Source organism: Pseudoalteromonas sp. PB2-1 (genome assembly GCF_045040605.1).
Lineage (GTDB): Bacteria > Pseudomonadota > Gammaproteobacteria > Enterobacterales > Alteromonadaceae > Pseudoalteromonas > Pseudoalteromonas arabiensis.
On record NZ_CP090667.1, the window covers coordinates 2,833,425 to 2,857,610 of the forward strand.

Annotated in this window: 27 protein-coding genes; 19 read left to right on the forward strand and 8 right to left on the reverse strand. The window is 40.9% G+C overall.

All coding sequences use genetic code 11. The annotated features are described in order from the left end of the window. The first annotated feature begins 52 nt into the window (after positions 1-52). From pdsR to L0Z67_RS13240, 4 genes are all read left to right on the forward strand, one after another. Positions 53-742: a proteobacterial dedicated sortase system response regulator gene (gene pdsR, locus L0Z67_RS13225; RefSeq protein WP_237114382.1), complete on the forward strand. Its 690-nt coding sequence runs from the start codon at positions 53-55 to the stop codon at positions 740-742. Beyond that, positions 742-2,868 carry a proteobacterial dedicated sortase system histidine kinase gene (gene pdsS / locus L0Z67_RS13230; protein ID WP_405128116.1) on the forward strand — a complete coding sequence of 709 codons (2,127 nt, stop codon included), beginning with the start codon at positions 742-744 and terminating at the stop codon, positions 2,866-2,868. The genes pdsR and pdsS overlap by 1 nt, the downstream gene beginning before the upstream one ends. A gap of 115 nt (positions 2,869-2,983) precedes the next feature. Then, positions 2,984-3,145: a hypothetical protein gene (locus L0Z67_RS13235; RefSeq protein ID WP_157066206.1), complete on the forward strand. Its 162-nt coding sequence runs from the start codon at positions 2,984-2,986 to the stop codon at positions 3,143-3,145. Between the two features lie 50 nt (positions 3,146-3,195). After that, positions 3,196-3,405: a hypothetical protein gene (locus L0Z67_RS13240; protein ID WP_062569538.1), complete on the forward strand. Its 210-nt coding sequence runs from the start codon at positions 3,196-3,198 to the stop codon at positions 3,403-3,405. Between the two features lies 1 nt (position 3,406). Here L0Z67_RS13240 and L0Z67_RS13245 read toward each other — a convergent pair whose 3' ends face one another. From L0Z67_RS13245 to L0Z67_RS13260, 4 genes are read right to left on the reverse strand one after another with little or no spacing between them, the layout of a single operon-like run. Then, a complete protein-coding gene (locus tag L0Z67_RS13245; protein WP_193987729.1) occupies positions 3,407-3,907 on the reverse strand; it encodes a DUF1543 domain-containing protein in 501 nt (166 codons plus the stop codon). 20 nt (positions 3,908-3,927) lie between these two features. Continuing rightward, positions 3,928-5,271: a sigma 54-interacting transcriptional regulator gene (locus L0Z67_RS13250; RefSeq protein ID WP_193987730.1), complete on the reverse strand. Its 1,344-nt coding sequence runs from the start codon at positions 5,269-5,271 to the stop codon at positions 3,928-3,930. A 2-nt stretch (positions 5,272-5,273) separates the two neighbouring features. Continuing rightward, positions 5,274-5,810, reverse strand: a complete 537-nt coding sequence (locus L0Z67_RS13255; protein WP_193987731.1) for a hypothetical protein — start codon at positions 5,808-5,810, stop codon at positions 5,274-5,276. Position 5,811: 1 nt separating this feature from the next. Beyond that, positions 5,812-7,269 (reverse strand): sensor histidine kinase KdpD, encoded by a 1,458-nt coding sequence (locus L0Z67_RS13260; RefSeq protein ID WP_062569534.1) that lies wholly within the window; start codon positions 7,267-7,269, stop codon positions 5,812-5,814. A gap of 311 nt (positions 7,270-7,580) precedes the next feature. On the opposite strand from L0Z67_RS13260, the gene L0Z67_RS13265 reads away from it, so the two are divergent. From L0Z67_RS13265 to L0Z67_RS13285, 5 genes are all read left to right on the forward strand, one after another. Further along, entirely contained in the window at positions 7,581-7,808 is a 228-nt protein-coding gene (locus L0Z67_RS13265; RefSeq protein ID WP_062569533.1) for an EF-hand domain-containing protein, read from the forward strand. Positions 7,809-7,817: 9 nt separating this feature from the next. After that, positions 7,818-8,045 (forward strand): hypothetical protein, encoded by a 228-nt coding sequence (locus L0Z67_RS13270; protein WP_062569532.1) that lies wholly within the window; start codon positions 7,818-7,820, stop codon positions 8,043-8,045. Positions 8,046-8,145: 100 nt separating this feature from the next. Next, positions 8,146-8,379, forward strand: a complete 234-nt coding sequence (locus tag L0Z67_RS13275; protein WP_062569531.1) for an EF-hand domain-containing protein — start codon at positions 8,146-8,148, stop codon at positions 8,377-8,379. A 6-nt stretch (positions 8,380-8,385) separates the two neighbouring features. Further along, positions 8,386-8,619, forward strand: a complete 234-nt coding sequence (locus tag L0Z67_RS13280; protein WP_062569530.1) for an EF-hand domain-containing protein — start codon at positions 8,386-8,388, stop codon at positions 8,617-8,619. Between the two features lie 105 nt (positions 8,620-8,724). Beyond that, positions 8,725-10,365 carry an amidohydrolase gene (locus L0Z67_RS13285; protein ID WP_237114386.1) on the forward strand — a complete coding sequence of 547 codons (1,641 nt, stop codon included), beginning with the start codon at positions 8,725-8,727 and terminating at the stop codon, positions 10,363-10,365. A gap of 7 nt (positions 10,366-10,372) precedes the next feature. Here the strand turns inward: L0Z67_RS13285 and L0Z67_RS13290 are convergent, their stop codons facing one another. After that, the gene (locus L0Z67_RS13290) at positions 10,373-10,603 is read right to left on the reverse strand and encodes a YgjV family protein (RefSeq protein ID WP_062570023.1); all 231 of its coding nucleotides are present in this window, start codon (positions 10,601-10,603) and stop codon (positions 10,373-10,375) included. 266 nt (positions 10,604-10,869) lie between these two features. Between L0Z67_RS13290 and L0Z67_RS13295 the strand changes: the two genes are divergently transcribed. Further along, on the forward strand, positions 10,870-11,526 hold the full coding sequence (locus tag L0Z67_RS13295; RefSeq protein ID WP_062569528.1) for a Crp/Fnr family transcriptional regulator: 657 nt from the start codon (positions 10,870-10,872) through the stop codon (positions 11,524-11,526). A gap of 37 nt (positions 11,527-11,563) precedes the next feature. On the opposite strand, the gene L0Z67_RS13300 is transcribed toward L0Z67_RS13295, so the two are convergent. Then, complete coding sequence (locus tag L0Z67_RS13300) at positions 11,564-12,130, reverse strand: phosphoribosyltransferase (protein ID WP_062569527.1); 567 nt, start codon at positions 12,128-12,130, stop codon at positions 11,564-11,566. Between the two features lie 196 nt (positions 12,131-12,326). Next, positions 12,327-13,622: an aminopeptidase PepB gene (pepB, locus tag L0Z67_RS13305; protein ID WP_062569526.1), complete on the reverse strand. Its 1,296-nt coding sequence runs from the start codon at positions 13,620-13,622 to the stop codon at positions 12,327-12,329. A 161-nt stretch (positions 13,623-13,783) separates the two neighbouring features. Between pepB and sfsA the strand changes: the two genes are divergently transcribed. Continuing rightward, the gene (gene sfsA, locus L0Z67_RS13310) at positions 13,784-14,503 is read left to right on the forward strand and encodes a DNA/RNA nuclease SfsA (protein WP_062569525.1); all 720 of its coding nucleotides are present in this window, start codon (positions 13,784-13,786) and stop codon (positions 14,501-14,503) included. On the opposite strand, the gene L0Z67_RS13315 is transcribed toward sfsA, so the two are convergent. Beyond that, positions 14,493-17,042 carry a penicillin acylase family protein gene (locus tag L0Z67_RS13315; RefSeq protein WP_405128117.1) on the reverse strand — a complete coding sequence of 850 codons (2,550 nt, stop codon included), beginning with the start codon at positions 17,040-17,042 and terminating at the stop codon, positions 14,493-14,495. The genes sfsA and L0Z67_RS13315 overlap by 11 nt on opposite strands. A 142-nt stretch (positions 17,043-17,184) precedes the next feature. Here L0Z67_RS13315 and L0Z67_RS13320 point away from each other — a divergent pair, with 142 nt between their 5' ends. The 8 genes from L0Z67_RS13320 (at position 17,185) to L0Z67_RS13355 (ending at position 23,838) form a co-directional block, all read left to right on the forward strand. Next, positions 17,185-18,174 (forward strand): AraC family transcriptional regulator, encoded by a 990-nt coding sequence (locus L0Z67_RS13320; RefSeq protein WP_193987738.1) that lies wholly within the window; start codon positions 17,185-17,187, stop codon positions 18,172-18,174. 213 nt (positions 18,175-18,387) lie between these two features. After that, the gene (gene dksA, locus L0Z67_RS13325; protein ID WP_062569522.1) at positions 18,388-18,831 is read left to right on the forward strand and encodes an RNA polymerase-binding protein DksA; all 444 of its coding nucleotides are present in this window, start codon (positions 18,388-18,390) and stop codon (positions 18,829-18,831) included. Positions 18,832-18,850: 19 nt separating this feature from the next. Then, positions 18,851-19,795 (forward strand): tRNA glutamyl-Q(34) synthetase GluQRS, encoded by a 945-nt coding sequence (gluQRS, locus tag L0Z67_RS13330; RefSeq protein ID WP_405128118.1) that lies wholly within the window; start codon positions 18,851-18,853, stop codon positions 19,793-19,795. A 233-nt stretch (positions 19,796-20,028) separates the two neighbouring features. Next, positions 20,029-21,378, forward strand: coding sequence for a polynucleotide adenylyltransferase PcnB (gene pcnB, locus L0Z67_RS13335; protein ID WP_405128731.1), 1,350 nt, complete (start codon positions 20,029-20,031; stop codon positions 21,376-21,378). Next, the gene (folK, locus tag L0Z67_RS13340) at positions 21,378-21,866 is read left to right on the forward strand and encodes a 2-amino-4-hydroxy-6-hydroxymethyldihydropteridine diphosphokinase (protein WP_193988985.1); all 489 of its coding nucleotides are present in this window, start codon (positions 21,378-21,380) and stop codon (positions 21,864-21,866) included. Before pcnB ends, folK begins: the two co-directional genes overlap by 1 nt. Before the next feature lie 29 nt (positions 21,867-21,895). Further along, positions 21,896-22,690, forward strand: a complete 795-nt coding sequence (gene panB, locus L0Z67_RS13345; protein ID WP_062569519.1) for a 3-methyl-2-oxobutanoate hydroxymethyltransferase — start codon at positions 21,896-21,898, stop codon at positions 22,688-22,690. Further along, a complete protein-coding gene (gene panC / locus L0Z67_RS13350) occupies positions 22,691-23,542 on the forward strand; it encodes a pantoate--beta-alanine ligase (RefSeq protein WP_405128119.1) in 852 nt (283 codons plus the stop codon). It begins immediately after the preceding gene. 56 nt (positions 23,543-23,598) lie between these two features. After that, positions 23,599-23,838 (forward strand): hypothetical protein, encoded by a 240-nt coding sequence (locus L0Z67_RS13355; RefSeq protein ID WP_062569517.1) that lies wholly within the window; start codon positions 23,599-23,601, stop codon positions 23,836-23,838. Positions 23,839-24,186: the final 348 nt, after the last annotated feature.

Genomic DNA, 24,186 nt, shown 5'->3' on the forward strand with positions numbered 1-24,186 from the left:
GCAAAAAATTAGGTATAGTTCGCTATAGAAAGAATTTAAGTAAGTATTAACAATGAAGAAAATAGCAATCGTTGAAGATGAAACAGCAATCCGCGAAAACTACGCAGAAATGCTCAGTGCTCAGGGCTATCAGGTGGTAGGTTTTGCTGACAGAGCAAGTGCTGAACTGGCATTTAGTCAATCTTTACCAGACTTAGCCATTGTTGATATTGGTCTTGGCCATGAAGTAGATGGTGGTTTTTTACTTTGCCAAACTCTACGCAGCCTTTCTAAAACTTTACCGATTATATTTTTAACCGCTCGCGATAGCGAAATTGATACCGTGTGTGGCCTGCGCATGGGTGCCGACGATTATTTAACCAAAGACATCAGCATGGCGCATCTTGCTGCGCGAATTGGCGCACTATTTAGACGCCTCGATGCATTTGATCAACCCGCCGATCAAACCGCTCTTTTGCATCGCGGCACGTTAAAGTTAGATACCCAACGCATGCAGGTTTTTTGGCAAGAGCAACTGGTTGATTTAACTGTAACAGAATTTTGGATGGTGCATTCACTTGCGCAGCGTCCAGGTCATGTTAAAAGCCGTAACGAATTAATGAGTGATGCGAAAATTTATGTTGATGACAGCACGATTACCTCGCACGTAAAACGCATTCGAAAAAAATTTATTGCTTTAGATGATGCATTTGACTGCATTGATACAGTTTACGGTATGGGTTATCGCTGGGAGCAAGCTTAATGCTGCGTTTGGGGCTTAGAACAAAGTTTATTTTCTTATCCTGCTTTTTATTTTTATTACCTTGGCTTGGCTATGAGTATGTGTGGGAAATGGAAAAGTTCTTAAGGCAAGGGCAAGAAAAAACCTTAGTAGGCACAACACGTGCACTCGCCACCGCATTACATGAGCGCCCCGCTTTGTTTGACTCGCAAACCAACTTTTTAGATCAAGTGGTAAAAGGCCGTGATTTATACGCTTACAACCTAAATAACCCGATTCAACTTGATGGTAAACTGTCGGAGTGGCAGCCTTATCAAAGCTTATTTTGGCATTATGATAAGCGCTACTTACAAAGTTTAAGCAATGATCATCAACAGAGTGATCTTAGTTTTGATCACATGGTGGGCAAATACGAAAACTACCTTTATGCGGCGTTTAAAGTCACAGACAGCTCTTTGGTGTATCGTGCTAAAAATGTGCTTAGCTTTACCCGCAACGATCACTTACAGATCATGTTAAAAACACCTGCAGGTGAATTTAAACGTTATGTGGTGGCTGCCCGTCAAGATGGTTGGGTCAATGCCTTTGATGCTTCAACACAACAGCCGGTCACTAAAATTCAGGGGTATTTTAAAAGCACCGACACGGGGTATAACATAGAGCTGCGTTTTCCGCTTTCGATGTTAGGTAATAAGCTCGGTTTTGCGATTGAAGATTGGGATGAAGGCAAAGCTGAGCCTCAGCTTATGTCGACCTCAAACCTACAAAATCCCAATGATATCGGCTCTGTTTTAGTGCCTTCGCCAGAAATTAACCGTATTTTGAAAGGCATGGGCCACAGTGGCAGTCGAATTTGGGTCGTCGATAACCATCATCGTGTACTTGCGCAATCAGGCTCAATTCATCATGCCGATGGCGTTTGGGCAGACGGCCTAAAAGATGCGCCCGCAACAACGTGGTGGCAACGCTTTGAGCAAGATTATTTGCATCCTCTTTACTATAAAATATTAACTCGCCCAGAAAATGAATTTATTGATACCTTACATGATGTCGCTGCGATGCAAGGTACTCATATAGCCAGTGCTTTAAATGGTAAACCCGCATCATCATGGCGCTTAACCCCAGATAACAAAGCCGTTATTTTATCTGCTGCCTACCCTATTTGGATCCAAGATAAAGTGATTGGTGCAGTAATCGCAGAAGAAACCACCAATGGCGTGCGCACTCTGCGTAATAAGTCGCTAGAGAAGCTATTTAATGTCATTTTAGCGGTGATGCTTGTGGGCACTGTGACCCTGTTCTTTTTTGCGTCACGAATTTCCAGCCGTATTCGCCGCCTGCGTGATAATGCCGAACAAGCCATTGATGCCCAAGGGCGTATTACTGGCAAAATAACCTATGCCGATTCGAATGATGAAATTGGTGACCTTTCTCGTAGCTTTGCCAATATTGTTAGTCGTTTAAGTGGTTATACTGATTACTTAGAAAATATGTCATCACGACTCTCCCATGAACTACGCACGCCTGTGGCTGTTGTTCGCTCATCACTTGAAAACTTACAGATGCAGCCGCAATCTGAATTGAGTCAAAAATACCTCGACCGTGCCAGTGAAGGGGTTGAGCGGTTGGGTAAAATTATTACCACCATGAGCGAAGCAACGCGTCTTGAACAAAGTATTCAAAGCGCCGAAGCTGAAGAATTTGATCTGAGCAAGGTGATCACAGGCTGCATGCAAGGCTATCAAATAACCTATGGTGAAAGCCTATTTACCTTGTCGCTTTGTAAAGAGCCGTTAAATGTCAGTGGCGCACCCGAGTTTATTGCTCAATTGCTTGATAAGCTCATCAACAATGCACTTGAGTTTAAAACTTCACAAAGCACAATTTCAGTCAGCTTAATCAAGCAAGAGCAACATGCATTATTAAAAATCAGCAACCAAGGACCTCTGCTACCTGACGGTTTAGTTGAACACATTTTCGACTCAATGGTCTCGGTGAGAAGTCAGCAACATCAACAGCAGCCCCACTTAGGCTTAGGTCTTTATATTGTAAGGCTTATTTGCGATTACCATAACGGTAAAGTAGCCGCTGAAAATTTAGATGATGGCACGGGTGTTGTGTTTACTGTGGAGCTGCCTATTAAATAAGCGAATTTGTGTTACATATGATTACAGTTTAATGACGCATTATTCACCGATAATTCAGCTTCAACTGCTTAGTATTTGTCGTATAAATGGTAAATTCGACATTAAGGGGGGTATCATGCAGTCTGGATTACAACGCGAGGAAATAGAGTTTATTATGGGACTGTATAACTGTAATGATACAGCTGACAAACCAGTCAAACCTAAAAAGCCTGTAAAAAAAGCGGCCAATAAAAAAATTGATGCAGCGCAATATAAGTCACCAAGTTATTTGACCTAATCAATCTTAGCTCATTACAATAGCGCACCTTTGCAATGTGACGCTTTGTTATGAAAAAACACTCTCCAAAAAAAGAACTGATCTTACTGCCTGTTTTATTCGTCGCTATTCTGCTTTGTGTCGTAGGACACTTCTTACTTCAGCCAAATTATCAAGACAATCATACAGTGGAGTATTTACTAGCTGCATTGCCTTTTGCTTTATTTGGCCTAGTGATTATCGCCTTTAAAATTGCTAGTAAAAGCGATAATCAGGATTAGTTTATAAAACGTGATAACCAAACCAATCCGGTTTCATTGCTTGTGATTGCCCGCTTGGAGTTAACTTGATTGATAAGTGACTATCGAGCAAGTCAATCGCAAAACAATCATCGACATCGTGTAAATCATCCTTATGGAGATGGCTTAGCCCTGCAAGTAAAGACTCTTTCGCACGTTGTTTAGCTTCTTCACTGCTGCGAGCAACATAGAGTGCAAAATCATGCTGCTCTGCCAACCTATCAGCACGATAGGCACCTAGATTCACAAAATATAGTTTTTCAGGTTGTCCGTGCGCTTCTTCAACAACCTCTACCTTGTATCCATCAATGTGCTGAATTTGCATGTAACTATCCATGTGCACATTGTTTTTATCACCGACCCACTGTGCTTTTAATTTTGAGTATGTTTGTTCAATTGTGCTTCCCACCACAAATCGCACATCATGCATTTCTATGTGGCAACCTTGAATACGTCCACCAAGGTAGACTAAAAAAAGTGACATGAATTTTCCTTATGCTAGCTCTACATTAAGTTTTCTACATTAATGTTGTGTTTTTTTATTAGCTTATAAAAATCTGAACGGTTCCGTTTTGCAAGCTTAGCGGCCTCTGCGACATTGCCGGCTGCCATCTTTAAGGTATTGATTAGATAGTCGCGCTCAAACTCTTTTTTCGCATCATTCAGCGAAAGTGGTTCCGCAATACTTACATTACTATTGAGTGCAGATTCCACCAGTTGAGCAGAAATAACTCCGCCTGGCGTCAAGGCTACAACTTGTTCAATCACGTTTTGTAGTTGGCGAATATTACCAGGCCAATCATACCTCACTAGCGCATGCATCGCATCGCTTGCAAAACGTTTTTCGTCTTGATTCATGCGCTTTGCTATCTGCCCTGCAAAATGCTGTGCCAGTAAGCTTATATCTTCACGGCGTTCACAAAGAGGTGGTAGCTTTAAATTAACAACGTTCAATCGATAATAAAGATCTTCTCTAAACTGTTGGTTATTTATCGCTTCAGGAAGGTTTTTATGAGTGGCAGATACAACTCTGACATCAATTGGAATTTCTTCTTGGAAACCAACAGGGCGAATCGTTTTCTCTTGTAATACGCGTAGTAACTTCACTTGTAAGTTCAGTGGCATATCACCAATTTCATCTAAAAACAGTGTGCCGCCTTGTGCTTGCTGAAATAAACCTTGATGATCTTTCACAGCCCCTGTAAAGGCACCTTTTTTATGCCCGAATAATTCCGACTCTAATAGCTCACCAGGTACTGCACCGCAGTTAATCGCTACGAATGGACCGTCACTAACGTGGCTATGCTGATGGATTGCTTGTGCAAGTAGTTCTTTACCTGTGCCGCTGGCACCAGATATGAGTACGTTAACCTGTGTCGGCCCCAGTAACTTAACCTGTTCAAGTAAATGCAGCATCGCGCCGCTTCGCGTCACGATATTGGTTTGAGTGGGCGCTTCCTCTCCGTGCACGCCATGGATCTCTATTGCTTTTGCTAAGCTGTCAAATAACTCATCTTTATCAACAGGCTTTGTAATAAATGCAAAAATCCCCTGCTTTGTCGCCTCGACTGCATCAGGAATCGAACCATGCGCTGTCATCATAATGACAGGCATAGATGGGTAGCGGCTTTGCAACTGACGATGCAGCGCCATCCCGTCCATTTCGTCCATTCTTAAATCGGTAATTACCGCGTCGTAGGTTTTATTTTTAAGTTCTTGAAGAGCCACAATGCCACTTTCAGCAGTACTCACTTGATAACCTTTAGACTCGATTCTTATTGCTAACAGCTTTAATAAACTCGCGTCATCATCCACTAGTAACACGCGAGGTTTACTTACTTCATTCATACTTACTGCTCCTTAGTCTCTTCGCGAAGAAGAAGTTGCTGCTCAATCGTAGCCAGTGACGACAGTGTTTTTTCCATTTTTTCGGTTAATGCTTGCTTTGCTTGTTTCGCTTTTAAATGCTGCTTAACACTTTGCTTTTGAAGCCAAAGGTACTGCTTTATATCATCTGGCCAATAGTAAGCTTGATCTGTTTTGTCTAGTAACTCCAAGGTTTTTTCTGGATTTGCTTCGCTCTCTAGACACAGTGATTTAAACAACGCTTTGATTTCTTTTTCACCGACATAACTTACTTTTTTATGTGTGTTTTTATAGCCTCCGCATTGCTGGGCATGCCAAGCAATAACAATATTTGCAGGCGGATACATTGGCTCACTTTTCGGACGCGGCTTGGGATTTGGCTCTCCCTCTTCGGGTGTTACATGTTTTTTATTAACTACTTGCTGCGTTTGCTCTGTTACAGGCTTAGGTTCTAGCAACGAACAGCCCGAGAGCATTAGTGCAGCAATCATCATAAAATTGGCTTTATTAGCTAAGCCCATATCAGTTAACTCCCTGGGTTAATTGAATTGGTAATATTACGGTAAAACAGCAGCCATGTGGGTCGTTGTCTTCAAGCTTTAGTTCACCGTTTAATTGTTCAACTGTTTCTTTCACAATAGTAAGTCCTAAGCCACTGCCCATCTCAGCTTGGTTTTTGGCATTCTTACCTTGATAAAATGCACCAAAAATAGACATTTTTTCGGATTCATCGACACCAATGCCAAGATCGCTCACCGACACCATAAGCTTACTGTGTTTAAATGTCACCTTAATGGTAACTGCTTCTTTTTCTGGTGAAAATTTTAATGCGTTGGAAATAAGCTGCACTAAAATCATTTCTAATAATTCCGTTGAAATATAAAGAGAGCGGCTAGGTAACTCATTTAACCAAAGCAACGATTGGTCTCGCGCTATTAGGCGATGTTCAAAATGTCGCTCTATTTTGCTCATCATCACCGAAAAGTCTAATTCGGTGATGCTCTCCTTACTGGTGCGAATTGCATTATAATTTAAAAGGCTTTCAATCATAATGCGTAACCGCGCCATACTTTGCGTAATAAGCTCTAATACTGCTTGCTGCTCTGCATTAATAGGTCCAACTATTTCATCAACAAGTAGATCTGTTCCTTCAACCATAGAAGCCAATGGGGTTTTTAATTCATGTGTAACATGACGTAAGAATGTATCTTTTTGCTGTTCAAGCATATGTAGTTGCGCTTGTACCCACTGTAACTTGTTGCCCAACTCAATCAACTCAGCAGAACCTTTAACAGAAATATTTTGTTGCCAATGTCCTTGTCCCAGTTTATCGATAACAGATGTCAATTCGCGTAAACGCCCACTGATCCGCCATAAAAACCCGCCACTCACCAGCAAAGTAATAGGGATCAATGCCAATAGCCAATTTATAAATGACGCTTGTAAGGTTTTTAAGTGTTGTTGGTTTTTCGTGATGCGTAATTCATTCTGATCACGTAGCCACACCGTTTGCTCTGCAATTAGTTTACTGGCTGGTGCAAACAGCTCACCATCTTGCTTTTGTTCATCTACTAAGTGTTGCTGAGCAAAGCTCAACACATCAGCCAGCTGCTGCCATTGGTTAACGTAATCTGGTGAGGGACTCAAAAAAATTAGCTCATCAATGCTTTGCAAAGATGACTGCCATTTATTTGCAATTAAGGTATCAAGTGATTCACTTTTCAACACCCAGTTTTGCCTCGTTGCTCGCTCAAGGCTATTTAGGTCTTGCTTAAGACTATTAAATGTTTTGGTTACTAAGTAGTTATCGCTCACTATTTTTTGAGTGACAGCAAGCTGCTTGTTGAGCGCATTTAAAAATAGGATCACCACCAAAGATAAAGGCAATAACGATAAAAGAGTACTAAATACAAACTGCCCGATTAAGTTGGGACGCCAATCGAGTAGGTGTTTGAACTTGCTGCTAGCTTGCCTTTGCATAGGTTTCCTTCAAGGTGTGACAGGTATAAATTATCTATGAGCTAAGTTATACACTGGCTGAATTTTATCTGAAATTCAGCACTATTTTCACTAAAAAATCAATATCGTTGCAATTTGGAGACAAACTAAACAACTGATTTTAAAAGGTTAAATTTAAAAGTTTATTTTCCCGTTGCAAAAAAGACACAAAACCATGTAAGAATTTCTACCGACACACGCTCAAAAACACATAACAGTATGATAATTAAGAAATTTTAACTTTGGCATTGTTTTTGTATTAGAGTAAATAATTAATTTTCTTAGGAATTAAAATGAAGAAATTAGCCCTTGCTGTGCTGACGGCTGTGTGTTGTATCTCAACAGCGACTTATGCCCTTAATTTAAATGATTCTTTTAAAGAACTGGACAAAGACAGTAACGGCACTTTAAGTGAATCAGAGGCATCGGAAGACGCACTGTTACACGACAACTTTTCACAAATTGATACGAATCAAGATGGCCAAATTTCTTTTTCAGAATTTCAATTGTTTGTTCAATAGGAGATTGTAATGAAACAACTTATTGCCGCTTTCTCGCTGATGTTTTTAGTGATCAGCGCGACCGTTTTAGCATCACAAATGGATGTACGTTTCGCTAAATTTGATACGAATGCCGATGGTGAAATTTCGCTTACAGAAGCCACACAACATGAGGACTTACTGAAGCAGTTTGCTGATCTAGATAAAAATGACGATCAGGTTCTATCAGAGCAAGAGTTTGAGAAATTCAAACTTTAACGACTTAAAGTGTTTGCCATAATCCCTGAGGGAGTGTGTAAACGGATTTAATTTTGGGAATTAAATTATGGCAAGCACTTTCACTAACAAGGAGCGCAGTATGAAAATAGTCTCAGTTATTTCACTAATCCTTATTACGTTTAGCTTTAATAGCTTTGCATTAGATGTAAAACAACGTTTTAATCATCTCGATAAGGATAAAGATGGCTATTTAAGCCCTGACGAACTTACGCCTCAGCCTCATCTTAAAAAGCGTATAAGTCAGTGGGATCAAGATAATGACAAGCGCATATCACTCCTTGAGTTTAAAAATTATTTAACAAGTAAGAGCTAACAAACAATGACAAGATTAACCATCACCAGCTTAGTTTCATGTTTTCTTTTTAGTACTATGAGCTTAGCCTCTGGCAGTATTGGTGAGAAGTTTAAACAACTTGATCGCAATGATGACGGCTATTTAAGTCGCTCTGAATCAGCACGAGACCCAGCACTTTGGTCTCGTTTTCAAAGTTACGATAAAGACAAAGATAACAAGTTATCGCTCGCAGAGTTTGAAGTTTACGCTAGCAAATAAATTGAGGGTGTGCCAAGCACCCTTCCCCTGCCATTTTTGTTCAAGTAGTTGCAGTTTATTACAACTCTGATACTGTTTTTATAAATCAATAAAAACAAGACAATTATGAAATTCATCATCGGCTTACTCGCATCAGCATCACTATCCTGTTTTGCAAACACAACGGTCATCTATAACGTCAATGGCTACACACCGACCTATAAAGGGGATACTAAGCAGTTTTCAACACTGGTTATTAAAGACGGCAAGGTGGTCAAAACAGGCAATGACTCCTTAAAAGCCAGTTATCCTGATGCAACGGCCCTAGATGGTGAACAGGCGACTTTACTACCTGGGCTTATTGACGCTCATGGCCATGTTATTGGCCTTGGTAATAACCTATCACAACTGGATGTTAGAAATACCCGCTCAGTTGATGAGGTAGGAAAAAAGCTCGCAGAATTTGCGAAAGATAAACAAGGCTGGATCATTGGTCGTGGCTGGAACCAAGAGCAATGGCCAGGCGCGCAATTTCCTACGGCAGCAGACTTAGACCGCTATGTAAAAGATAAGCCTGTGGTACTGTCTCGAGTTGATGGCCATGCGGTGTGGGTTAATTCGAAAGCCATGGCGCTTGCTGGTATCGAAAAAGACACTCGCTCTCCTGCTGGTGGTGAAATTTTAAAACTGGATTCAGGGCTAGCTTCAGGTGTCTTCATTGATAAAGCAGAAACACTAATAACCCAACATGTACCAAAAGCAAGCCACGCCAGCATTAATACTGCTTTAGATAATGCAGGTAAACATTTGCTCAGCTTAGGCATTACATCAACTCATGATGCGGGTATTGATTATGATACGTGGCAAGTTTACAAAGAACGTGCCGAGCAAGGCACTCTACCGCTGAGAATTGTTGCTATGTTAAGCGCAAGCGACCCAAAACTAGACACCATGTTAAAAGCGGGTCGCTATAAAGATATGCATGACTACATGTCAATCAGAAGCGTGAAAGTATACGCCGATGGTGCGCTGGGTAGCCGTGGTGCTGCGCTAATTGATGAGTATGCTGATCGAAAAAATTACCATGGCTTAATGCTTGAAACACAGCAAAAACTCGAACAACTTTTCACCTTAAGCTTTGAAAATGGTTTCAGTGCGAACACCCATGCTATTGGTGATAAAGCGAACCGTATCGTATTAGATGCCTATGAAAAAGTATTTAAAAAATCTGGGGGGATTTTGTTACGTAACCGTATTGAGCATGCGCAGATTGTTACGCCCGACGATATTCCTCGCTTCAAATCACTAAAAATTATTCCCTCAATGCAACCTGTGCATGCCACGTCTGACATGCATATGGCTGAACAACGCTTGACCGATAAACAACTTACCGGTGCATATGCTTGGAAAACATTTTTAGAGCAAGGTTCAATTGTGGCTGCGGGCTCTGACTTTCCTGTAGAACTAGCTGACCCATTCGATGGTTTATATTCAGCCATTACTCGCATGGATCACAACCAGTTACCAAAAGGTGGTTGGCGGCCAAAAGAGCTATTATCGAGAGATGAAGCTTTGCGAGCGTTCACTTTAGGCGGCGCTTATGCTGCTCACCAAGAGTTTAAATTAGGCAGTTTAGAGCAAGGTAAATGGGCTGACTTTATTTTAATAAACAAAGACTACTTTACAGTTCCAGTTTCACAAATTCATGATATCAAGGTAAAGCAAACATGGATTGGTGGCGAACTAAAATATCAACGAGACCGCTAAACGGTCACTATTTAGCGTCAGTGGATGACTGACGCTTTAATTTAATAATATGGTAGATATTTACAAACGTCAGGAGTCCATTAGTGAATGCAACAGGAATGGCGTCAATTGCTATACCGTAACAAGTAAATGCAATACATCCGGCCAAATTAAACCAACGCAGCTTAACCACATCACTCATTGTTAAAGAAGCGACCAACAAAGCAGACGCTAAATAGCCTAAATATTCCCAACTCAATTGTTCTCTCCTAGGCTTTAGGTTAGCATTAGAGCTTGTCATTTTTTTTGACTTACTCATTGCTACTTTAACAATGAAAATAAAAAAGCTAACTTACTGAAAACCTTATAAAGCACAGTGAATACTTTGCTTAAAATCATTAACACGGGAAATGAAGGTAAAAGCAAGGCATAGCCTAGCTAGCAAGTTAGCGTGAATTCTTAGAATCTTAATGCTAACGTCATTAAGGTGTAATAAATAGGACAATTGTCCGAAGAGCGGCGTTAATGTTTCAATATCATTTTTCAAGTTATCTCGTTGAGCAATTACTTACTTTTGCTGGAAGTCGTTACCAACAAGCAAAAAAAGAAGTGCTGATCCATCAAGATCAACCTCTGTCTAAACTTGTATTAGTTAGAAGCGGAACTGTGTCGCTTAGTTATGATGTGGGTAATGGCCGCAGACTCTTACTCGGCCAGCTTGATTGTAATAACACCTTGATTGGCGAGATTGAAGCGCTAAACAACTTACCCTGCATTTACACAGTGACCTGTTTTAGTGATGTGAGTTATAACTTAATTGAGCTAAAACATTGGCGCTCACTGTTGCTAGAAAAGCCAGAACTCAGCTTGTACACAGCACAAACTATTGCTGCTAAGTTTCAAGAGAATCAGAAAATAAATCTCGATAAACTCCTATTGCCACTGAGTTATAACATCGCAAAAGACTGTTTATTAAGGGCTGAGAATAATAACCCAACACTGCTACGCGCCTACCCTACGGTTAATGCAGAAGCCGAACGGTTCGCAACCACTGAACGTGCTTATCGCCGCGTAGTGACAGAGCTGGTAGAAAAAGGATTAATAGTAAGAAGCAATCAAGGACTCAAGGTTGTTGATATAGAAAAGCTAAGCAACTATGTTGATAGCTTTTCACAATTGTGAGTATGTACCTACATACTCACTTCAGCTAAGCGGTAATCTATTTATTTAATAGTAGATCTTGAATGTTTGCTAAGTCTGACTTGCCTTCAATAATTTCATCTGGCGTTAAACCTGACAGCTCATGAGGGAAAACTAACCACTCATCAGACTCATGAATATAATACTCAGGTACCATGTCTACTTTTGAGTTTTTAGGCTTGTAATATGGGCAAGCAACACGAATATCTCGCGGTAAATTTAAGCGCATTAATTCAGAAAGTTTTTCTTTTAAAGCAAAAATACTACGTCCAGAATCAAATACATCATCAACAATCAATAACGAGTCATCTGCGTCGGCATTTTCGATAATATAATGCAAACCATGTACTTTAATTTCTTTTGATTGCTGATTAATACCGTAATAAGACGATGTACGAACAGCAATATGGTCTGTCTCTATACCTTTGTAATCGTAGTACTCTTGTACTGCGATACCGATAGGAGCACCACCACGCCAAATACCAATGATGAAATCTGGACGAAAACCATCTTCATAAACTTTAGCAGCAACGCGAAACGAATCTTCAAGTAACTGCTGCGCAGTGATATAGCACTTATCTGACATAAATAGAGACCCCAGTGTGAATTGATCATTCAAGTGTAGTTAATGAAATTTAAACTAACCACCTGATGAGAAAATGTGGGGCGAGATTTTATACTAAATGATGAAAAAAATCTTGTATCAGTTTGTAAATCACATTAAAAAACAAAAAAGCGCCTAATAAAGGCGCTTTTGGTAATATACTTCGTGTAGTACTCAATTAAGCTTTTTCAAGCAACGTTCTAGCAACCGTGCGCATACCTTGTGTTGTAGCACCCGCGGCCCACTCACTCGTACTACCCATATTGAATGCTGCAGCAAGGTCAATGTGCACCCAACCTTTACCATCGTTAGGAACAAAGCGCGATAAGAAGCCAGCAGCATTTGACGCACCGCCGTAACCGCCGCCTTTTTGTGGGCGACTATTTGCTGTATCAGCATAAGGCGATGGGCAGTTTTGTTGGTGCCACTTTTCAAGAGGGAGTGGCCATGCTGCCTCCATTTCTTGCTCTGCAAAATCTTGTACTTCACGCACAAAGTCTTTATCAAGGCCAAATAATGCATTGTACTCTTGACCTACAGCCACAAGTGCAGCCCCAGTTAGCGTTGCCGCATCAATGATTAATGGTGCGCCAGTTTCACCCGCAGCCATTAAGCCATCAGCAAGTACTAAGCGGCCCTCAGCATCGGTATTAACAATTTCAACTGTTGTGCCATTTTTATAAGTAAGAATATCACCTAGTTTATAAGCATGACCTGAAATTAAATTTTCAGCACAACATAAAAACAGCTTAATGCGTTTATTCACGCCACGACTAATAGCAAGCGCTAAACCAGCAGTAACCGTTGCTGCACCGCCCATATCGCATTTCATACCAAGCATGCCTTCGCTTGCTTTAATTGAATAACCCCCCGAATCGAATGTGATCCCTTTACCCACAAGAGCAGCATCAACAGGGGCATTGTCGTCACCGGTTGGGTTGTAATCTAGCTCTAATAATACAGGTGGACGCTCACTACCACGGCCTACAGCGTGAATACCTATCCATTGATATTCTAAAAGTGCATCACCTTTAATGATTTGGTAACTAACGTGCTCAGGCGCTAATGACTGAATAAACTCAGCCGCTTTACCTGCCAAGCTTTCAGGAAAAATATCATCGGCAGTGCCGTTGATCATTTGGCGAGCCCATGTCGCTGATTTTGTTAATGCAGCCAGTTCATTGCTATCTGTTTTTGCGTTTTCGGCAAACTCAACTGCATCTAAATTTTTTGGCGATACAAAGCCTTGATAAAAAGCCCATTGTGTTTCAGTGCACCAAACATCACCCGTTAGAGCAACATTCTTTAAGCCTTGATTCGCTAACGTACGCGCTGCTTTTTGTACGTTTTTAAGTGTATCTTGCTCAGTTAAATGAACGGTTGCGCCTTGTTCAGTAAAAGAAAGAGAGGCTTTTTCACCCCAATGCGCGGCAGCACCCTGCTCGCTAAGTTGAACTAAAAATTTTTCCGACATGTTAGAATACTCTTTGCGCTGAAAATTGTTTATCGAGTTTACTACAGCGAACGCGACATCCCAACCGCTTGCGATAAATAACCTTTACTAAACAGACTAAGGGTGCATTCTATGTCGCTATTCATTTACAATGAACGAACGCGTTTAATCAAAACAAAATTATGCATTTTTTACCACCTTTACAATCTGCTAAATTGCTCAAACGCTATAAACGTTTTTTAGCGGATCTTGAGCTAGAAACTGGCGAGCAATTTACCGCCCACTGTGCCAATACAGGAAAGATGACTGGTTGTGCTGAGCCTGGGTTTAGCGCTTATTACTCAACCAGTGATAACAAAAAACGAAAATACCCACACTCTTTACAGCTTACTAAAAATCATTTCGGACAGTTAATTTGCGTTAATACCGCAATAGCCAATCAAGTGGTGCATGAAGCATTAACACATAATGTAATAAAAGAGCTTTGCGACTACAGCACAATTCAAGCTGAAGTAAAATATGGGCAAGAGAACAGTCGTATCGATTTTTTACTCACCGCTAATGACAAAGCAAATTGCTACGTTGAAGTAAAGTCGGTGACATTACTAAGTGAAGATAACCCCCAATCAGGACAAGGCTATTTTCCCGATGCGCAAACAGTTCGTGGCCAAAAACATATCAGAGAACTTATCGAAATGGTGCAACAAGGGCATCGCGCCGTATTACTTTTTGCTGTGCTACACGAAGGAATTAGCCAAGTCAGTGGTGCCAAGCATATTGATGAAACGTATTGTTCGTTATTAACACAAGCCATTGATTGCGGTGTTGAGGTGTATGCTTATAAAGCTGATATCTCGGCCAGTGCTATTGCACTGACCGAGCAAGTTCCATTTATTGCTTAGTCATTGAAATATCTATTTCATCAATTAAGTTAAGTGCAATATCAGCCTCTTTGTAAAATAGAGGCCTCAACTTAGCCGTTTGCGAATAATAACGACTTTGATCATCAAAATGCTCTGAACGTGAGTCAGAACTTTGCGACATAGTCAGTAATCCTTTTGCAACCGGCCCATCTTCAGTAAAGTTCATCACAAACATCCAACTTGAACCATAGTTCACTGGGTAACCTTGTGATGATAAATTAGAAGCCAAAGGCTTACCCGTTATTGCATCAGGTAATGTTTGATAGTCTGCATAAGGAATTAATGTAGAACGAGTTAGATTACTTCTATCAAACCGAAAGACATTGAACCCTCCTTCAACATGCATCGGCCCAGCCCATGGTAATTGTTCACCCGAAGCATGACCACCAGCCAATGATTTTTCGACAAACTGCACATCCGCTAAACTACTCGTCAGCGATACACCATTTGACTGTAAATTAAGCATCGCATGCGCCAACGCTTTTAATGCAACATTGTCTTGGCGCAAAGTATGAGGAGTATTTGCAGGGTCTGTAACATCAAAATTAGTGTATAAATGAGTAGATGGATTAAACAAGTGAGCAAATTCACGAATTAATGCCGCCCCCTGAGTCTCTAAATTCATAGCCCCATTCCAGTTCGAAAAAATACCGCAAGCAGGGCTTACATCAACCGCAATATCGCTCGTCACCTGTACAGGTACATCACCTTGTGCCTGACACTGCATAGCAAGATCTGCAAATACAAGTTCGCCTAAATAAATACGGTTGCCTACCAGTGCTTGCTCTAATTCATCAAGAGTAAACTTAGCATCTTCGCCACCGCCATCTTGCAATAATTTTAGACCCATCCGCGTACGTAATGAGAGTGGTGTATGAACGTCACCATACTGAGCTGCAAAGCCAACAAGTGGCTCGTTTAGGTTTGTAACCCAATAACTATCATTTGAATTTTGTACATAGTCGGTGCGGGTGAGCTGAGGAGCTTCGGTAAATGGCACCTTACCCTGACTTTCAAATAGCTTCATATTTCCTGGCACTAAATCAAATCCAGTTGATTCTCTTAAGGCCACAAGTTCAGGTTGTAGACGGATGGCTAAATTGGCTGTGTCCTTTAATTTGAGAACGGTACTATCATCCACATAAAATACATTCCCAGCTTTATCTGCCGCCATGGTGTTGTTGAATGACACCCCATCAAACTTAGCGAACGACTCTTTCATATCATCAAGACTCACCGCCTGATTAAGCGCAGACCACTGGGCAACCACATCCATGTTAAATTCATTCGCATCTTTAATCGTAAATGCTTGGCTATCATTCCAGCCTAAACCATTAGCGGCGGGTGTCTCTAACATCAAACCATGATGGCTGTAATAAAATGGTTTTTGAAGCTCAATGGTCGTATTGGGGCCAATGGCAACCTCAACTGAAATTGTTTTACTGGTTATCGTATGCAGCTCATCTTCAACACGATAACTCATACGATCATCTTCATTTAATGCAAGTTGATAAATTAAAAAGTGACGTGCTGTTGAGAAGGTATGTGTCCATGCAACATGTTCATTAAAACCGATATTAATCACCCCTGGCATACCTTGCAAACTCCCTCCCATCACATTCATTGCACCGGGTACGGTTAAATGTGACTGCCAAAAACGTAGGTTTCCTTCATGGGGAAAGTGAGGGTTTGCTAATAATCCACCTTTGCCATTGGCCATCATCTCTTTACCCAAACCCCAACCATTAGAACCTAAATGCTTAAATTTCTTTTCTAATTTAAATTGCTTTGCTTGTTGATTGACATTTTTAACTAAACTGGAAACAGCGCTTGGCGCATTGCTACTTGGCGTAGGCAAATACTCATCACCGTCACCAGGGTTTGCAAAAAATGCGAGCTCTAAAAAGTTTGCTGAACTTGCCAACTGCACAGTTGCCATTGAATATGCCAGCATATCTTGTGCGGTTAAGCTTATCACCCAAGGTGCTGACGCACATTCAGGCGCTAGATTCGCAGCCCCCGTGTCATTGACATATTTATTAAAGCCTTGCACAAATCCCTCAAAGTGAGCACGGCTGGTTTCATCCAGTTCATCATAATGCTGTAATGCATATTCATTAACCCCTAATGCTTTGTAACCAAAATCAGAAATTAAGTGTTTAGAGTCACCACTACCAGCGACTTGGTCAGGGCCATAATATTTAGCACGTTCGCCGCGAGTTTTAATAATTTGATCCATCAACAAACAAGCATGATCTTTGGCATATGCATAACCACTACCAAATGCCAAGCTCTCAAGGTTTGTTGCCGTAATATGCGGCACACCGTAACTTGTCCAACGGATATTGGCTTCAAGTGTGCTGCCCTCGGCGAAGTTCGGAATAGCCACCTTTACAACCTCTTCAGGTTCTGGGGTTGTCGTGACAGGTGGTTCTGTAACATCATTATTGCTATCAGAATTGCAGCCTACAGTGAGTAATGCTGCGGCAATACTGAATACTAAAGGGTGGAGTTTCATTGTGCATCCTTATTATGGTTATTGTATCCATTGACCAGCTTGCCTTAATTAATTCACTAAATCTTGACTCTCTACGCAATATATTGACTTTGCGCGCCAACTCATGCAGCTTAATATTTCTAATAATAAAAAATGAAATCCTATGTTTTATGTCAGTAGTCAAATAATTCGTTCGTTATTCTATTTTCTTCAACGTCAAGGACTTGAATCAGAAAAGCTAAACTCATTACTGGCAGAGCGTGCTCATTATTTAGATGACACTTGCTATCGGTTTCCTGTTTCTGACTATGAATCGTTAATGTGCTTTGCAGATACTCAGCTTAATAAAGAGCATATTGGTCTGTTATTTGGCCAATCTCTGAAGGCACAAAATTGGGGATTACTTGGTCATGTTGCACTTGTCAGTCAAAACCTTGAAAAAGCACTACAGCACGCGCAAAAGCTAAATTCTTTAGTGAGAAATATAGGCCATATTGAATTAGTACATGAAAACCAACAATGCCGACTTAGCTGGCATGCAAAAGAGACAATAAATCACTACATGGTTGATGAATTATTCAGTAGCTGGTTATCCTTTGCTAAGCATTGCTGCCAGCAAAACGCAGAGCTTGCACTCGAGAAGGTACAGCTTACAAGAAAGCCTCCTTCACCTTTGTGCATGCTAGCTTATCAAGATACTTTTAATTGCCCTATCGAGTTTAATGCTGCCATAAACTGCCTGATTTTTGATGAGAAACTTCTTAGCAGTCCTTTACTGTCTCCTAATCCAGAACTTGAGCAAATCTTACTCTCTCAAGCAGGCGACGTTAGCCCGCATACTGATCACATTAACGAATTAAATGCATTTATCGCCAGCCAATTGCCCTATATCCCAACAGTCGAACAAGCAGCACAGCTACTTGGCTTTAAAAAGCGCACCTTACAACGTTACTTAACTGACCAACAATTAAGCTTTTCAAAAATAATCGATATACAAAGGAAGCAGCACGCAAAACAAATGCTATTACAAGGTTTTTCTGTGCTTGAAGTCAGCAATAAGTTAGGGTTTTCAGAACAAAGCGCACTACAAAGAGCCTTTAAGCGCTGGTATCAAACAACACCGAAGAAGTTTTTAAACGAACATAATTTTTAAGTTGTATTATTTTTTTTTGCCCATATTACTAGGCAAGTTTATAAAAAATTGACTAGCAGCAAGCGTTAATCAAACCAAGTAATTACTTTTTGCTCACTTCTTGGTTTAGGCACACAAGATTAATTAAAAATAAATTTGCCTCAACCTGCCGTTTCTGCTATTTATAGCCGCCGGCTAATGCTGGGCAATATATTAAGGATTTAGGAGAAAGTTATGCCAGACCAAAAAAGACTAGGGTTATTGGCTCAGGCCGGGTTAGAGCCGTATCAGGAACAGCCAGGTGAAGAGTATATGAATGATGCACAACGTGCTCATTTCAAAAAAATTTTAGAAGCTTGGCGTAACGATTTACGTAACGAAGTAGACCGTACTAAATCGCACATGCAAGATGAAGCTGCTAACTTTCCAGATCCAGTTGATCGCGCTGCACAAGAAGAAGAATTTTCATTAGAGCTTCGTACTCGTGACCGTGAGCGTAAACTGATCAAGAAAATTGAAAAAACAATTCAATTAATCAAAGAAGATGACTTTGGTTTCTGTGAATCATGCGGTATCGAGATTGGCATTCGTCGTTTAGAAGCACGTCCAACTGCCGATCTATGTGTTGACTGTAAAACACTTGCAGAAATAAAAGAAAAACAATCAGGCCGCGGTTAATTACTTTTTAAATTAACCCATGTCTACCACAGCCGTTAATACGCAAGCGCGTATATATCGTGGCCGTTTTGCGCCATCCCCGTCTGGGCCGTTACACTTTGGCTCATTAATAGCGGCTGTGGGAAGTTTTCTTGATGCGAAAGTTAATCAAGGTAAATGGTTAGTTCGCATTGAAGATATTGACACAACACGTGTTGTCCCCGGTGCTAGTGATGATATTTTACGCACATTAGAAGCTTATGGCCTGCACTGGGATGAACGTGTCACCTACCAAACAAAGCGCCTACAAGAATATCAATCCGTCTTGGATCAACTTATTGATCAAGGTTTAGTTTATGCTTGCCATTGTACTCGTAAACAAGTTAAAGCAATGGGGGGGATATACCAAGGCCAGTGTCAGTTAAAAGGTCATTCCTTCGTAAATTCGGCACTTCGATTATCCCAACAATTTGCCACTAGCCACTACAGCGATCTCATTCAGGGAAAGGTAGAAGTCGACCAAGCTTTAGCCAAAGAAGATTACCTTATCAAGCGTAGTGACGGTTTATTTGCTTATCAGCTAGTTGTTGTGGTCGATGATATTGCTCAAAAAATTAGTCATGTTGTGCGTGGTGCTGACTTATTAGAACCCACAGCACGACAACTCAGTTTATTTAAACAACTTAACCAAACAGCCCCACAATACGCTCACCTACCTTTGGCAGTTGCAAAGCCGGGCTTTAAATTATCAAAACAAAATTATGCCCCTGCCATTTCAAAAACAGCACCTAAGCCTGCGCTTTTTGATGCCTTTCGCTTTTTAGGCTTGAACCCCGAACCAGCTCTTTTGTCTGCAACGGTCGAAGAAATGCTAAAATGGGCTATTGCGGCCTACCATCTTGAATGTGTTCCCAAAGTAAAAGAGATTCAAGTAAGTGAGGATCCACATTCATCTTTTAGTAAATTTCAATCCATCCCAAAATAAATTGCCAATTTTAAAGGTCGAGTAACTTAATTTTTATGCCACGCTGGTATATGATAGCGACCCAAAGTGTGCGATTCATCAGCACCTAATTATAGCGCCACATTTTATGGACATTTACTGACTCAATCTCACACCGACGAAGTGAAAAAACAAACGCTATACTTGATGAGTTGCAAAGACCATGTCGTAGGAGACAGATTATTATTTCCAAGCTTTTTCAATTTTGTCGGCAAATTATTGGCCCAAACGCCACTGACACAAACAATGCCGTGCAAGCCAGCGAATTGCCTTTGGTGATCGAACGTAGTGAACATGGGATTTCACGTAAACAATTTAGCCCAAATGCAATCAAAGTATTGTACCGCTTAAAAGAAGGTGGCTTTGATGCTTACCTTGTAGGTGGTTGTATTCGAGATATATTGTTAGGTCAACAACCAAAAGACTTTGACGTAGTAACTAACGCAACACCTGAACAGATCAAAAGACTGTTTCGAAATTGCAGACTGATAGGTCGACGCTTTCGTTTGGCGCATATTGTATTTGGTCGTGAGATTATCGAAGTAGCGACCATGCGTGGACACCACGAAGCCGACGAAGCTAAAAATCAAATTAGTCAATCAAGCGAACATGGCCAATTGCTACGTGATAATGTGTACGGGAGTATTGAAGAAGACGCCGAGCGCCGCGACTTCTCTATTAATGCCCTTTACTACTCGATTAATGATTTTTGTATTTATGATTACGCTAATGGCATTAGCGCAATTAAAGCGAAGCAAATTGAGTTAATTGGCGATCCAGAAACGCGCTACAGAGAAGATCCTGTGCGTATGCTGCGCGCTGTTCGCTTTGCCACTAAATTAGGTATGAGTATTGCGCCTGCAACCGAAAAACCTATTGCAGGCCTGGCAAATTTATTAGACCACATTCCAGCAGCGCGTTTATTTGAAGAATCACTCAAGCTATTCTTAAATGGAAAAGCTGAAGAAAACTTCATTATGCTACGCCAATATGGTTTATTTAGAGCACTATTTCCAGCACTTGATAAAATCTTAGATGCCAATCCTGATGGCCTTGAGCATGCGTTTATCTTACAAATGTTTAAAAACACCGATAAGCGTATTAATGCAGATAAAAAAGTCACGCCAGCTTTCATTTTTGCAGCCTTGTTGTGGTTTCCATTACAGAGCATTGCTAAAAAGTTACAACAACGCGATCAACTGTCAGAGTACGATGCATTTGCACAAGCGATGAACAAAGTACTGAGTGAAAACGCGCAACATGTAGCTGTACCAAAACGCTTCACGCTAGGCGCTCGCGATATTTGGCATATTCAACAACGCCTTGATAAACGTGGTGGACAACGCGCTTATCGACTGACTCAGCAACCACGTTTTAAAGCCGCATATGACTTCTTACTGTTACGTGTTCAAGCAGGTGAAACTGAACTTCAAGAGCTTGCTAACTGGTGGACAAACTATTTAGGGCAGGACATAAATGGCCAAAAAGAAATGGTCAAAGCACTTGGTCATCAAGGTGGTCCAAAACGTCGTCGCCGTCCACGTAAGAAAAAAACAGAGCAATGATGAATCAAGTTTACTTAGGTTTGGGTGCTAACTTAAACGCACCTCAAGAACAAATACACCGCGCCATTACTGAGTTAAAAGCACACTCAGATATCGAGTTTATAAGTGCCTCTCATGATTACGCGAGTAAACCTATGGGTCCACAAGACCAGCCTGATTATGTTAATGCTGTAGTATGCATAAAAACAGAGTTAGCCCCAGAGCAATTACTCGATTTAACACAAAGCATAGAACTTAAGCATGGTCGTGTACGAAAAGAGCAGCGTTGGGGTCCGCGAACTCTTGATATTGATATTCTTTTATTTGGCGACCAAATAATTGATACACCTCGTTTGACGGTGCCACATTATGGCTTAACTGAGCGAGAATTTGTTGTGTATCCATTATTCGAAATAGCACCAACATTGGTACTACCAAATAGCCAAGCACTTGCTGATATAAAAAATACGTTGCCCTTAAACGATTTACAACAACTCCCTCAGCAGTAATTAACCAAGGCAAAGCCTCAGAGGAAATTATGTCTAAAATCACCGTTTCTACACTTAATAAAATGAAACAAGAACAACAAAAAATCACGGCATTGACAGCCTACGACGCCAGTTTTGCCAAATTGTTTCATGATAATGGCGTCGAGGTGATTTTAGTGGGTGATTCACTTGGCATGGTATTACAAGGTAACGACGATACTCTTGCCGTCACCAATACTGATATAGCCTACCACACCCGTTGTGTGCGCGCAGGCAGCCGCGACTTATTCGTTATTGCTGATTTACCGTTTATGACATACGCCAACCCAACAGATGCTTGCAACAACGCAGCTGAGCTAATGCGTGCGGGTGCAAATATGATTAAGCTTGAAGGTGGTGAATGGTTGCATGACAGCATTCGCGCCATGACTCAGCAAGGCATCCCTGTATGTGGTCACTTAGGCTTAACACCACAATCAGTGCATGTATTTGGTGGTTTTAAAATTCAAGGTCGTGAGCAATCTCAAGCAGATAAAATGGTTAGTGATGCTAAAGCACTCGAAGCTGCAGGGGCGCAATTGCTTGTTTTAGAGTGTATTCCGAGCGAACTGGCTAAGCGTATTACTGATGAGCTAAGCATTCCAACCATCGGCATAGGTGCAGGCAATAAAACTGACGGGCAAATCTTAGTAATGCACGACTTAGTAGGCATTTCAGCCGGTTACATTCCTAAGTTTTCAAAAAACTTCTTATTAGAGACGGGCACTATGCCTGCAGCTGTTCAAAAGTATTGTGAAGATGTAAAAAGTGGTGCTTTCCCAAGTACCGAACATGAGTTTAAATAAATGCAGTCAATCACCGAAATTAAATCGTTACGTAGTCAGATCAAGGCTTGGCGTCAAGCAGGCTTGAGCATTGCGTTTGTCCCGACTATGGGAAACTTGCACCAAGGCCACTTTTCATTAGTTGAAAAAGCAAAAACATTAGCTGATAAGGTTGTGGTCAGTATTTTTGTTAACCCTATGCAGTTTGGCGCTAATGAAGATCTTGATAACTACCCAAGAACACTTAGTGCGGATAAGCAAGGGTTAGCCGATTTAAATACTGATATCGTTTTCACCCCATCTGTAGAAACGATCTATCCAAATGGCTTAGGCGAACAAAGTTTTGTCGATGTGCCTGGCGTATCCATGGGCTATTGTGGAGGCTCTCGCCCTGGACACTTTAAAGGTGTGGCAACGGTTGTCACTAAATTATTTAACCTTGTTCAACCTGATTTTGCCTGTTTTGGTGAAAAAGACTTCCAACAACTGCAAGTCATAAAAACCATGACGCGTGATTTATCTATACCCGTTGAAATTATTGGCGTTCCTACATGTCGTGAAATTTCAGGCCTTGCTATGAGCTCTCGTAATGGCTATTTATCTGATGAGCAAAAAGACACTGCAAAAGCCCTGTTTGCCACGCTAAATAATACAGCAACGGCACTTAAACAAGGCAACGCAGATATCGCAACACTTGAGGTAGAAGCAAAAGCACAGCTTGAAGCAGCGGGGTTAAAACCTGACTACTATGCAATTGCCGAGCGCTCAACGCTAAAAGCTGCAACAAGCGAGGATAAACAACTCGTTATTTTAGCAGCAGCCTATTTAGGTACAGTGCGTTTAATTGATAATTTGCAAGTTGAGCTGGATTAAATACGCTTAATCTGGGTAAGATGGATTTAGAAGAACACAATATACTAGGGATCAGCATGAAAAAACTACCAGCCATTACAGCGTCATTGTTTGCTTTGACGCTTTTATCAGCTTGCTCAAACAAAATTGAAAACCCAGAAATGCAACAATGCGCTCAACAGAATTACCAATGTGAAAGCAGTTGTGAACAACAAAGTACCGCAGATGGATTAGTTCACAAAGTATGTAGCAATAAATGTATTGAAGCTTACAATCAATGTAAAGCGAATGCAGAAAAGCTTGGTGATGTAAAATAACCCCCCTTACTAGACACTGGTTATTTTTATAATCAGTGTCTTACTCTTAATAGAACCCTCGATTACAATTTTCAAACCTCAATTAAGCGTCTGCTAATTTTGTTCATATTTTTGCTCACCCTTTAAGCTATTCATATTAGAGCAAGCTTTCGTTCATTAAACTTACCCGTATTAGTGATGAACTGATTAACTAACAGTGTAATTATTTCTTACTAATCCCAAAATTACTTCTTACATTAGCAGTACCAACAAAAAAAATCATGATAAACAAGTGTTTATTTTAGGTCCGCTTTTTGCTGAGAACGTTAACGCAATTACAACAGCTCGACGTGATTATTTAAGGCTAAA

What these genes read in the sequence shown, in the direction of transcription:
- L0Z67_RS13285 (WP_237114386.1), top strand. Translation starts at nt 8,725, where the DNA reads ATGAAATTCATCATCGGCTTACTCGCATCAGCATCACTATCCTGTTTT.
- L0Z67_RS13260 (WP_062569534.1), bottom strand. Translation starts at nt 7,269, where the DNA reads ATGCAAAGGCAAGCTAGCAGCAAGTTCAAACACCTACTCGATTGGCGT.
- L0Z67_RS13280 (WP_062569530.1), top strand. Translation starts at nt 8,386, where the DNA reads ATGACAAGATTAACCATCACCAGCTTAGTTTCATGTTTTCTTTTTAGT.
- L0Z67_RS13295 (WP_062569528.1), top strand. Translation starts at nt 10,870, where the DNA reads ATGTTTCAATATCATTTTTCAAGTTATCTCGTTGAGCAATTACTTACT.
- L0Z67_RS13315 (WP_405128117.1), bottom strand. Translation starts at nt 17,042, where the DNA reads ATGAAACTCCACCCTTTAGTATTCAGTATTGCCGCAGCATTACTCACT.
- L0Z67_RS13245 (WP_193987729.1), bottom strand. Translation starts at nt 3,907, where the DNA reads ATGTCACTTTTTTTAGTCTACCTTGGTGGACGTATTCAAGGTTGCCAC.
- L0Z67_RS13300 (WP_062569527.1), bottom strand. Translation starts at nt 12,130, where the DNA reads ATGTCAGATAAGTGCTATATCACTGCGCAGCAGTTACTTGAAGATTCG.
- sfsA (WP_062569525.1), top strand. Translation starts at nt 13,784, where the DNA reads ATGCATTTTTTACCACCTTTACAATCTGCTAAATTGCTCAAACGCTAT.
- L0Z67_RS13265 (WP_062569533.1), top strand. Translation starts at nt 7,581, where the DNA reads ATGAAGAAATTAGCCCTTGCTGTGCTGACGGCTGTGTGTTGTATCTCA.
- L0Z67_RS13255 (WP_193987731.1), bottom strand. Translation starts at nt 5,810, where the DNA reads ATGGGCTTAGCTAATAAAGCCAATTTTATGATGATTGCTGCACTAATG.
- pdsR (WP_237114382.1), top strand. Translation starts at nt 53, where the DNA reads ATGAAGAAAATAGCAATCGTTGAAGATGAAACAGCAATCCGCGAAAAC.
- L0Z67_RS13355 (WP_062569517.1), top strand. Translation starts at nt 23,599, where the DNA reads ATGAAAAAACTACCAGCCATTACAGCGTCATTGTTTGCTTTGACGCTT.
- panC (WP_405128119.1), top strand. Translation starts at nt 22,691, where the DNA reads ATGCAGTCAATCACCGAAATTAAATCGTTACGTAGTCAGATCAAGGCT.
- folK (WP_193988985.1), top strand. Translation starts at nt 21,378, where the DNA reads ATGAATCAAGTTTACTTAGGTTTGGGTGCTAACTTAAACGCACCTCAA.
- panB (WP_062569519.1), top strand. Translation starts at nt 21,896, where the DNA reads ATGTCTAAAATCACCGTTTCTACACTTAATAAAATGAAACAAGAACAA.
- dksA (WP_062569522.1), top strand. Translation starts at nt 18,388, where the DNA reads ATGCCAGACCAAAAAAGACTAGGGTTATTGGCTCAGGCCGGGTTAGAG.
- L0Z67_RS13235 (WP_157066206.1), top strand. Translation starts at nt 2,984, where the DNA reads ATGCAGTCTGGATTACAACGCGAGGAAATAGAGTTTATTATGGGACTG.
- pdsS (WP_405128116.1), top strand. Translation starts at nt 742, where the DNA reads ATGCTGCGTTTGGGGCTTAGAACAAAGTTTATTTTCTTATCCTGCTTT.
- L0Z67_RS13250 (WP_193987730.1), bottom strand. Translation starts at nt 5,271, where the DNA reads ATGAATGAAGTAAGTAAACCTCGCGTGTTACTAGTGGATGATGACGCG.
- pepB (WP_062569526.1), bottom strand. Translation starts at nt 13,622, where the DNA reads ATGTCGGAAAAATTTTTAGTTCAACTTAGCGAGCAGGGTGCTGCCGCG.
- L0Z67_RS13240 (WP_062569538.1), top strand. Translation starts at nt 3,196, where the DNA reads ATGAAAAAACACTCTCCAAAAAAAGAACTGATCTTACTGCCTGTTTTA.
- L0Z67_RS13320 (WP_193987738.1), top strand. Translation starts at nt 17,185, where the DNA reads ATGTTTTATGTCAGTAGTCAAATAATTCGTTCGTTATTCTATTTTCTT.
- L0Z67_RS13275 (WP_062569531.1), top strand. Translation starts at nt 8,146, where the DNA reads ATGAAAATAGTCTCAGTTATTTCACTAATCCTTATTACGTTTAGCTTT.
- gluQRS (WP_405128118.1), top strand. Translation starts at nt 18,851, where the DNA reads ATGTCTACCACAGCCGTTAATACGCAAGCGCGTATATATCGTGGCCGT.
- L0Z67_RS13270 (WP_062569532.1), top strand. Translation starts at nt 7,818, where the DNA reads ATGAAACAACTTATTGCCGCTTTCTCGCTGATGTTTTTAGTGATCAGC.